The following is a 9,438-nucleotide window of genomic DNA, read 5'->3' as shown; positions in this document are numbered from 1 at the left end:
CTTTTATAATACTGCATAGCACTTTCATAATTTAAAGCTACAATATCTTCATCTTTTAAATTATGTTTTATTTTTAAATAGTTAAAGAACTTTATTCCTTGTTTTGTTTTTCAAAGAGGTCTAATCTATTTAGAATCCAAAACAACATTTTCCGTAAAAAGCTTTGTGGATTTGAATTTTCTTTTATTAAAACCAGCTTAAAATTACTAATTGACTTTTCAGCATTTGAAGCAAATAACCAAATCCCTGAATTAGAAAAATATGTATTATCAGAAGTCTTGATAACCTCCTCATTATAAAATTTATTATTATCTTGTTTTACAAACCACAAATAATTAAAGTTTTGTTCTAATTTATATAATGTAAATTTTTCTGTCTTACCAATAAGTTGTTTTAATCCACCTTTACCAAGCACAATAGCTTCGACAATTAAACCTTTATCTAAACTATTATTATCGTGAGGTGCAAAAAGTGTTTTAGTGTTAAATGGCAGCTTAGTTAATTTATAATATTCTCTATCTTTTTCATCATTGTAATATATATCAAAATTATTTAAAGCTTCATTTTTTAACTGACTTTTACTATCAAAGAGACCAAAATCAAACCAAACCAGTTGTTTTTTTCGTCCCTGTTTCTGGATCTATACTCGGATCATATTTAGGGTTTTTAATGCTATTTCCCTTATCATCTCTTAATAAATTTCCCTCACTATCTTTTATAAATTCCTCTATTAATTCTTTTTGTTGTGGATTATTTTCAGGTTCTCAGGCATATCACTTAAAATCAACTTGTGCTAATTTTGAATCTATAAATAATACTTTTGTATAATGCATTTCTAAATCAGCATCTAAATTACCTGGACGAGAATATTTATAAATATCAATTTTATACTCATTTTTTAGATGTGAATTTTCTTGTTTTTTTGTGTATCATCATTAACGATAACACCATAATCAAACACTCTTTCATCATCACCAGTATTACTCCGATTATCTTGTAAAAATTCTTCAAATGTTCTATCTAATACTTCTATTCTTTTACCATTAATTTTTAAAACTTCATTCTCACTTAACGTTGTATTAAATATTACTTTTAATGGTGTATGAGCTTTCCATCTACCTGCTCAATATTTCTTTTCTCTCTGTTTAACGCCTATACTCTTAGTATCTTTTGGATCTCTAATTAAAACATCATCAACTAAACGAGTTGTTTTTGCATCAAAATCTACTCACTTACCTAATTCTATTTTTAATCTTTCAAAAATTTTTGTTTTTTTAGAAAAACGAAAAGTTGGGAACAACATTTTTGTGGTAAAATATGTTTAGTTTTCGGGGGAGTTTCCCTCCTTTTCATTTTCTAATTTTTTTTAAAATCAAAAAAGCTGCAAGTAGGTTGCAGCTTTTTACACACTAATTTTTTACGCATTCTTGATTTGTTTATCTTTGGCATTAGAAATTGTTGACTTCAAAGAACAAAAAATGAGCTAGTTTTATGATTAAATTCCCAGATTTTGTCACTTCTTTTCTCCTTTTCTAGATTTTTTCTTAGCTATTTCATCGTATCTTTTCTATTTCAATTAGTCCATTTCTATCAAAAATATCTCAATCTAATTCTGGGCTTTTCTTAGTCTTCCCGAACCGGCCTTTCTTTCCATACTTTTTTAGTTAATAATTTTCTTTCAGTCCTAAATTATAATGTTAAATTATTTTTCCGCATTCTTCATACATGTTTTTTTCTCTAAACTAACTTTGTTTTTAGAGAAATGTATAAAAATGCTTTATAGCTCTGACTTTACGTATTTTTTTGTATACCTCAAATATAAATCTAACTCTTCTAATTTTAAATGTCTTGTCATATTTCAATAATCCTTTCTTAGTTTTTGTTTTTAGATTGTTATTTTGGCGGGGATATCCTCACCAAAAATGGTTGTGCACAAAAAATTAACACCTTGCAATGTTAATTTTTGCTGTTCACTTTTACTTTTCGGTTTTTATTTTGAAATTTTAAATGTTTATTCAGTTTGGTAGTTCATTGAATTCATTAGATTCATACAAATCAGGATATAAATAACACAATAAACGCATTCTTTCATAAAAAGAACCTGGGTTTTGAGTTGTTTTACCATCTCCTAAAAATGCCCCTGCTTGAGTATCAATAACCATAGCACCGCCATATGTTTGTGATGTTTCTGTGTATAATGAAGTTGCATTACCCTCTGAATCAAATATCATTGTTCCAGATGATCCACCATTTAAATCAAACAATCTCGTATCAATTCTTAAAGAAGGCAATGAGGTTGAAACGCCACCATAACCAAGTCTTCCGATTGGTTTGTTTAGATTACCAATAAGATATTCTCTATATCTCTTCCCACTGTTTGTGTCGCCGCTAGCGTTTTGGGCTTCAACAGGGAAAGAAGCTATAGTTCAACCTAAATTAGTAAACTCAGAAAGATGTAAATTATGGATACTTGGTTTTAATGTTTTAATATTTTTGATAGACATAAAGAAATCATAAACACGCTTTATGCTTTTTTCCTTATCATTTGCTGGCTGGTTAATTGGTTTGTTTTTATAAAAAATGATTCCATTTTTTTCCTCAAAAACATTAAAAATGTCTTTAAAATCCGCAATACCCACAACCATATCTGCTCTAGAAAGTGAATTGGATGTATGTTCGGAATATGTTTCTCACTTGTCATCAGTATTAATGTCACCATAATTGTTTTTGAAATCAATTGCGGAATTAGGAAATACATTATCATTATCGAATGAGTTAATTAAATCCACTTTCACCCTTACATCATTTCATTCAATCCCTGGATAGAATCTTTCACGTGGGTCGTGTTTATCAATACTTCATCCGCCAACAGGCGATTTTATTGGTTTTGGAGTATCAAAACGAGGATTATCAAATACTTTTGATTTTGGTATAAAACCTAATCTTCCCCAAACGTGCTGGTTGGTCGAAACATAATATCTAAAGTCTGTTGGGTCGTTTGGATTAACCTTACCAATAATTGCTCATGTTCCTTCAGCTGCTTTTTCCTTATCAAAATTAAATGTTCTCTGTCTTGCGTTTATCACGTTTGGTTCCTGATCTTCGCTGTAAAGTCTTATTGAGGAACCATCTAATTTCGTATCTAGATTTACATAATTATCTTTAAAATTTAACTGTTCCAAACCTATGGTCTTTATATTTTTGTTGCCTACTGGCTTATAATCAATTGTTTTATCACTAAATACATCAGAATAGTAAATAAATAGTGATGAATTTCCTAAAAATGCTGAATTATTCAATGAAAGATAGTGATCACCTAATCTTTCAAATATTTTTGTGTCATCGAAAAGAGACTTAATTGTAAAAGTGATTTCGTTTTCATTTTTGAGTTCAGCCTCAAAAATATAACGTGAAGCTATTAGGTTTTTGAGGTCATGTTCTTGTTTTTTTGAATGTCTAACCGCTAAATATTCAAAATTTAGATTGTTTAACTTTTTGTGTTCAACAATTTGTTTGTAAGGAATTGAAATATAAACAAATGATTTTGAAACATTTCTAACAGACCACAAATTAAAGCTGCCAGTAGATGTGTATTGAACAAAAGGCTCCATTTCAACTAAATCAGTTAGTTCTCTTTGTTTAGGGTCAAATTCGAAACCAAGGGTAATTATGGCATCATCTAAATGGTAATTTAGATTTTTAAATGGTAATAGATTTTTTGTAATAGAAGCTTTGGTAAAGTATTTATTAAAATCTCATTTTAAATCATAAATTTGCTCACGGGGAGATATCATGTGAGTTCTAACATTTTTACCGTTTAATACAAGATTTATTTTGTCATTTCTTAATTTATTGCTTATAACAGTATCTGTGTTTGAAATTATTTTAGATTTATATCAATTTTCACGTTCATAGTTTATTTTTGCATAATGGTTTTGAAGAGAATATTGAAAATCTTTTGGTAAATCGTTTTTATCTTTAAGAAGTAATGAGTTTTTTGTTTCACCATCTTTATACCCAAATAGATAATCATCGTTTGCATCTTTATAATCGAATTTATACGAAAATTCTTTATTTTTTAGTTGACTCACAGAATTTTTAAAATTATTAGCAGGTACCACTTCAACTAAAGTTAAATTCTCAACTATACGAACCGAATTAAGGGTATACAATTCATTTTCATAAAATCCATTAAGATTGAATTTACTTCATTTTTTAAATGGAATAATAATTTTTTGCTCTTTCAAAAATAGGTTTCAATACCCATTTATTCGACTGTTTTCAAAATCTTGCTGTTTTCTTTTAAAAACCAATTCAATCGATTTATTGTTGAATCTATCATAATCATATGTGTCAAAATTAAATGCGATAGATCCAAATAGTTTATTATTATCGCTATCTTTATAAAGATTAAACTTAGTTATCTGGTATTCTTTATTAATTTCAGTATATTTTTTAAAAGTGTATTTGCTTTCGAAAGGTAAAGTTATCAATCCTTTATCTAAATTAAATCTGGTTATAACAAATTCTTCAATATTTTTAGGAAGTGAGCTTATATCAATTGATACTTGATTATCATTAGTATTTCCTGAAAATATATTACTATATTTCACAAAAGGATTAGTTGATTTGATTTCGAATTTAACATTTTTATATTTACTTATATCGCCATTAAAATTAATTTTTAAAAAGTTGTTGCTTTTTTCTACAAAATTTATTTCGGGCAACATTTCGGAATCTGATAATTCATTTTGTCCCTCAATGACAATTTTATTTGAAACGCCACCCAAAAACCTTCACTCATTTGGATTAGACCTTTCGCATACCTCTAAACCTAAAATTTCTTTTACATTTGTGACATTAAAATATAAATTTAGAATCTCTTCATACAAACCATCGCGATTTCTTTTTTTATTATCTATTTGCATATCATGGTATTCAAGTTCATTATTTTTGGTTAGCAAAATTATTCTTGCCTTCATAGGTAATTCAAATTGTGGGCTCTTTTGAATTACCTTAACAGCTAATGAGTGATTGTTCCCGTTTGATGGTCATGTTCTTCACTTATTTTCGTTTTTAACTGTAAAGTTGTTAGATTTGTTCCATATCTCTTTTGCTATTAAATATTTATTTTTTGAATCAAAATCAACTTCTTGATCTAGATTATTTACAACTCTTAATAATTTTATTTTATAGTTTGTGTTAACATTCGATAAATTAGCAATTAAAAGATTATTCGTATTTTCAACTCTAGTAAGTTTGATTTTATTCTCTTTACCATTATCACTGTATAAGAGTGATAATGGTTTATTTTTATCTATAGCAAAGTTTGATTTTATTAATACTATCAACTGACCTGAATCATAGCGTGCTTTAAAAAAATTGAATTTTTGATAATCACTATTGTTAAATGTTATATCAGTGGTAAGTTCTTTATTATTTAAAAAAGTCTTATACAAATCAAAAATTGAGTCATTTTCGTCAAATTCATTTTTATCCAAGACGTTAGTTTCACTAACAAAATTTCAGTTAGGTGATATATCATGTATTGGTTTATAATCAAAAGTTAGTTTTGCATTGTCAGTTGGGGAAAGACTATTATTTTGCTTTGGTTTTTGATCAATTTTTTTCTCTTTGATTTGTGTATTTTCAGTATTTATGTCTGATACGGTAACATCTTTTCTTGGTTTTTTATCTTGTGATTTTTCATCATTTAAATTAATATCAGTATTTTCTAAATCACTAATTTTTGAATTATTTTTTTCACACGAAACAACAATTCCCGAAATAAGCGCAGGAAAAGTAGTTATAGTCAAAACGGGTCTTAATAGTTTTTTAATTTTCATTTTATTCCTTTAACTTTAATGATAGAAATTATAACAAGTTTAATTTTAAAACAGACTTATTAAACTGTGTTTAATTTTGAATTTTGAAGATGCTATATTTATCATTAAATTAACGAAATAATTTTAATTTTATAAACTCAATTAAGATTGTAAATATTTATTAAAAAATTCAAACCGAGCTTTCAATATTGCTTGATTTGAATTTTTAAATCACAAACTGAATTTTATTAGAACATGAGTTAGTTCGTGTATTAAACACTTAAAATTATTTTGATTTAACTATTGAACCAAAATTAATTGGATTTAAGTCAGTTATAGGTGCTATAGCAACATTATCAGTTATTTTAAGTTTATATTCGCCAGTTTTTTTGTTTAATTCATAGATGTCTTTGTCATCATATTTTATTTCTCTACCAGCCTGCGCTCAAGAAATACCATCCAAGTTAAACGATGAAGGACTTTCACCTTGTAACTCAATGAATGGATATCCTTTAAATTTTTCAAATTGTGCGATATAAATATAAAACTCTTTATCATTTATCTTTTGGACAAATGGTTTAACAGCAGTTGAATTTAATAAACCATTATTTTCATTATAAAATTTAATTTTTAATAAATTTGTTTTTTCTGGACTTTTGCTGTTTGGATTAATGTCTGTAATTAAACTATTGAATGTTGAATTGGAATCAATAATTTTAGCCTTAAGTGGAAGAGCCCCTCCGAAACGGAATTTTTCAATTTGAGTAATTAATATTTTGTCTGAGTATTTTTTGAAATCAAGTTTACGAGCTATTAGTAACTTGCTTTCAAATTTTTCACCTTCATAAATGAATGAATATTTAGCGAATATTTGATTATTAATTATTTCCTTGTCGATAAACACTAAATCGGTAATGCTATTTTTAGTATTATCGTCCACCACAAAATTTATATTGTCTTTTGAAATTTGATTAATTTTGTCTCATCTATTAACTTTCTTGAAGTCCAATTTGATATCGATTTTGGAATCAAATTTTAAGATTTCACTTTTGATTTCCTCATTTGATTTCTTCATAAATTCAGTGCTGTCTATAGTTTTAGTAACTAAATCAGACTCACCTAAAAGTTGGTTTTTTAATTTAAAACTAACTTTTATTTTATCGTTTGTTTTAGATATATTTTCGTTAGAGATTTGATAATTTTCTTCTAAACCAGTGAATACTATATTATTTTTAATTGAATCAGGATTTTTAGTTGCATTCCAGAAAGTAATATTAGAAGAGTTTTGATATTTTATTTCTATTTTCTTTGCTAAATTATTCAGAAACTCTTTTTCAGGCATAAAGTTAGATTTTTCGATAGAAATAACCATCTTCTTCGATTCTATTAAATCTGTTTTTGATTTAATAGAATATTCAACTTCTATTTTATCGGCCAGTTTTTTGGCAGAATGAAAAATAAATTCAAAACCATTCTTAATATCGGGAACAAAATTCTCGGGTTTTAATAATTCTTGATCATTAATTAAATTGAACACCTTTTTTTCTTGATTGACATAACTAATCTTACGTACAATATTTGAGAAATCCATTTTTTTCTCTGTATCATTACTATCTAAAATTTTAAACTGAGATTTTTCGATACTTTTTACAAATATTTTCGATTTTTTATCGTTAAATTTAAGTTCATATTTAACTTCTATTTTATCGGCCAGTTTTTTGGCAGAATGAAAAATAAATTCAAAACCTTCGACAATGTTATTAATTAAATAATTATTGGAATTAGATATTTCCGCATTAGTTACAGAATCAAAAGTTTTAGTGTTAGAATTCTTGAAAGCAATACTCATATTTGCATTTGCCGCTTCAAAGTTTACTTTTTGTTGCTCTTTATTTTTACAAGAAGCTGATATAGACAAAGGTATAGCGACTGAAGTACCAGCTGTTATAAAATTAATTATTAATTTTCTGTTCATTTTTAGTTTTCCTCTTTAGATAAATATAATTTTATTTACCTGAAAACAATTTTATATAAAAAATCTACCTTATGAAAAAATTATTTTATTCTTAAGGCAGATATAACTAATATGACATTTTTTTATGGAAAAACCAATTTTATTAAAGTTTATTATTGATAATTGAATTAATAGTGTCTTTAACTGGCGATTTAATTAGAAATGTTCCAGCCACGCACGCATCGGCACCCGCTTTGAATGATTGAGGTCCGGTTGAATCATTTATTCCGCCATCCACTTGAATTAAAAATTGATATTGATTTTTTGATCTGATATTTTTTAAAAGAGAGATTTTTTCTAATGCTGTTGGAATAAATTTTTGTCCACCGGCGCCAGGTTCAACCGACATAACTAAAACTAGTGACAGATACGGTAATAATTCCTGTATTTCAGAAACACTGGTGGCCGGTTTAATAGCCAAACCGATACGACATTCGTGATAGTTGTCTTTTAAAAAAGACAATAGTTCATCATTACTAGTCGCCTCATAATGAATAGTCACAATATCAACTACATCCTTAAACTTATCAATATAATCCAATGGATTTTCAACCATTAAATGAGCATCCATAAAATGTTGTGGTGCTATTTTTTTTATTTCAATAATTTCTTCTAATTGTATCGCAGTATTTGGGACAAATTTTCCATCCATTACATCATAATGAATTCATTCAATACCTTCTGAAATCAAAGTTTTAGCCATTTCAATCCTTTGGTCTTTTTGAACATTTAATAATGATGGTGTTACATATTTTTTAATCATTTTTAGCCTCCTTCGCCATTTTTATGTAATTTTTATATCTAAACTGAGGAATGATACCATTTTTAACTTGAATTTTTATATTGCAATATTCTTCAGGCTCGTTAATGTGCAGACATGATTTAAATTTGCACATTTGACCAAATTCCCTAAATTGTTTAAAAGACTGAGCAAGTTGGATTTTTGTTAAATTAATATCAAAACTAGAAAAACCGGGTGTATCAATCAACTGTCCTCCTAGAATGTCAATAATTTGCACAATTCTAGTAGTATGCTTACCCCTATTTGCAAATTTTGATATTTCCTGAGTTTCAAAATTAGTTCCAGCAATTCAATTAATAAATGTTGTTTTTCCAACTCCTGATTGTCCCATTAAAGAGATTACACGACCCTTGAATATTAGCTCTACATTTTTCAATGTTTCACTATTGTTGTAATCTATTTCAAAAATTCTATAACCCATAGTCTGATATTCTTGTTTTCAATCACTAATGGATAAATCAACCTTAGTTACAAAAATTATGGGCTCAATATCATTCGATTCTATGAATGCTAAATATTTATCAACTAAATAAGATTGGAATGTAGGTTCAACAACAGACATAACAACAATTATGGCATCAATATTTGCAACTTTAGGTCTGATAAATGAATTCTTTCGTTTTCGTACGCTGTTTATATAACCGTTGTGTTCAAATTCAACTATATCACCTACAATCGGTTCAATATTTTTATATCTAAAAACACCGGCTGCCGGCAAAAAATGCATATTTCCTTTCTCATCCTTAATATGATATTTACCACCAGTTAAAGAATATATTTTTCCTAACAATGAAACT

4 protein-coding genes and 1 pseudogene are annotated in these 9,438 nt (G+C 27.2%); all 5 read right to left on the bottom strand.

Annotated elements, in window-relative coordinates; all coding sequences use genetic code 4:
* A pseudogene (locus KQ878_RS04520) lies at positions 1 to 1,267 on the bottom strand (Mbov_0399 family ICE element protein); the annotation flags it as partial.
* Positions 1,268 to 2,003: 736 nt separating this feature from the next.
* Positions 2,004 to 5,846: a hypothetical protein gene (locus KQ878_RS01660; RefSeq protein ID WP_216567805.1), complete on the bottom strand. Its 3,843-nt coding sequence runs from the start codon at positions 5,844 to 5,846 to the stop codon at positions 2,004 to 2,006.
* A gap of 265 nt (positions 5,847 to 6,111) precedes the next feature.
* On the bottom strand, positions 6,112 to 7,800 hold the full coding sequence (locus KQ878_RS01655; protein WP_216567804.1) for a hypothetical protein: 1,689 nt from the start codon (positions 7,798 to 7,800) through the stop codon (positions 6,112 to 6,114).
* 142 nt (positions 7,801 to 7,942) lie between these two features.
* A complete protein-coding gene (locus KQ878_RS01650) occupies positions 7,943 to 8,602 on the bottom strand; it encodes a ribulose-phosphate 3-epimerase (protein ID WP_216505376.1) in 660 nt (219 codons plus the stop codon).
* Complete coding sequence (gene rsgA / locus KQ878_RS01645) at positions 8,595 to 9,431, bottom strand: ribosome small subunit-dependent GTPase A (protein WP_216505375.1); 837 nt, start codon at positions 9,429 to 9,431, stop codon at positions 8,595 to 8,597. The genes KQ878_RS01650 and rsgA overlap by 8 nt, the downstream gene beginning before the upstream one ends.
* Positions 9,432 to 9,438: the final 7 nt, after the last annotated feature.

It is taken from the genome of Mycoplasma zalophidermidis, assembly GCF_018913985.1.
Lineage (GTDB): Bacteria > Bacillota_I > Bacilli_A > Mycoplasmatales > Metamycoplasmataceae > Mycoplasmopsis > Mycoplasmopsis zalophidermidis.
Note: the sequence above shows the minus strand (reverse complement) of the source record. Positions and strands in the feature narration are given on the sequence as shown.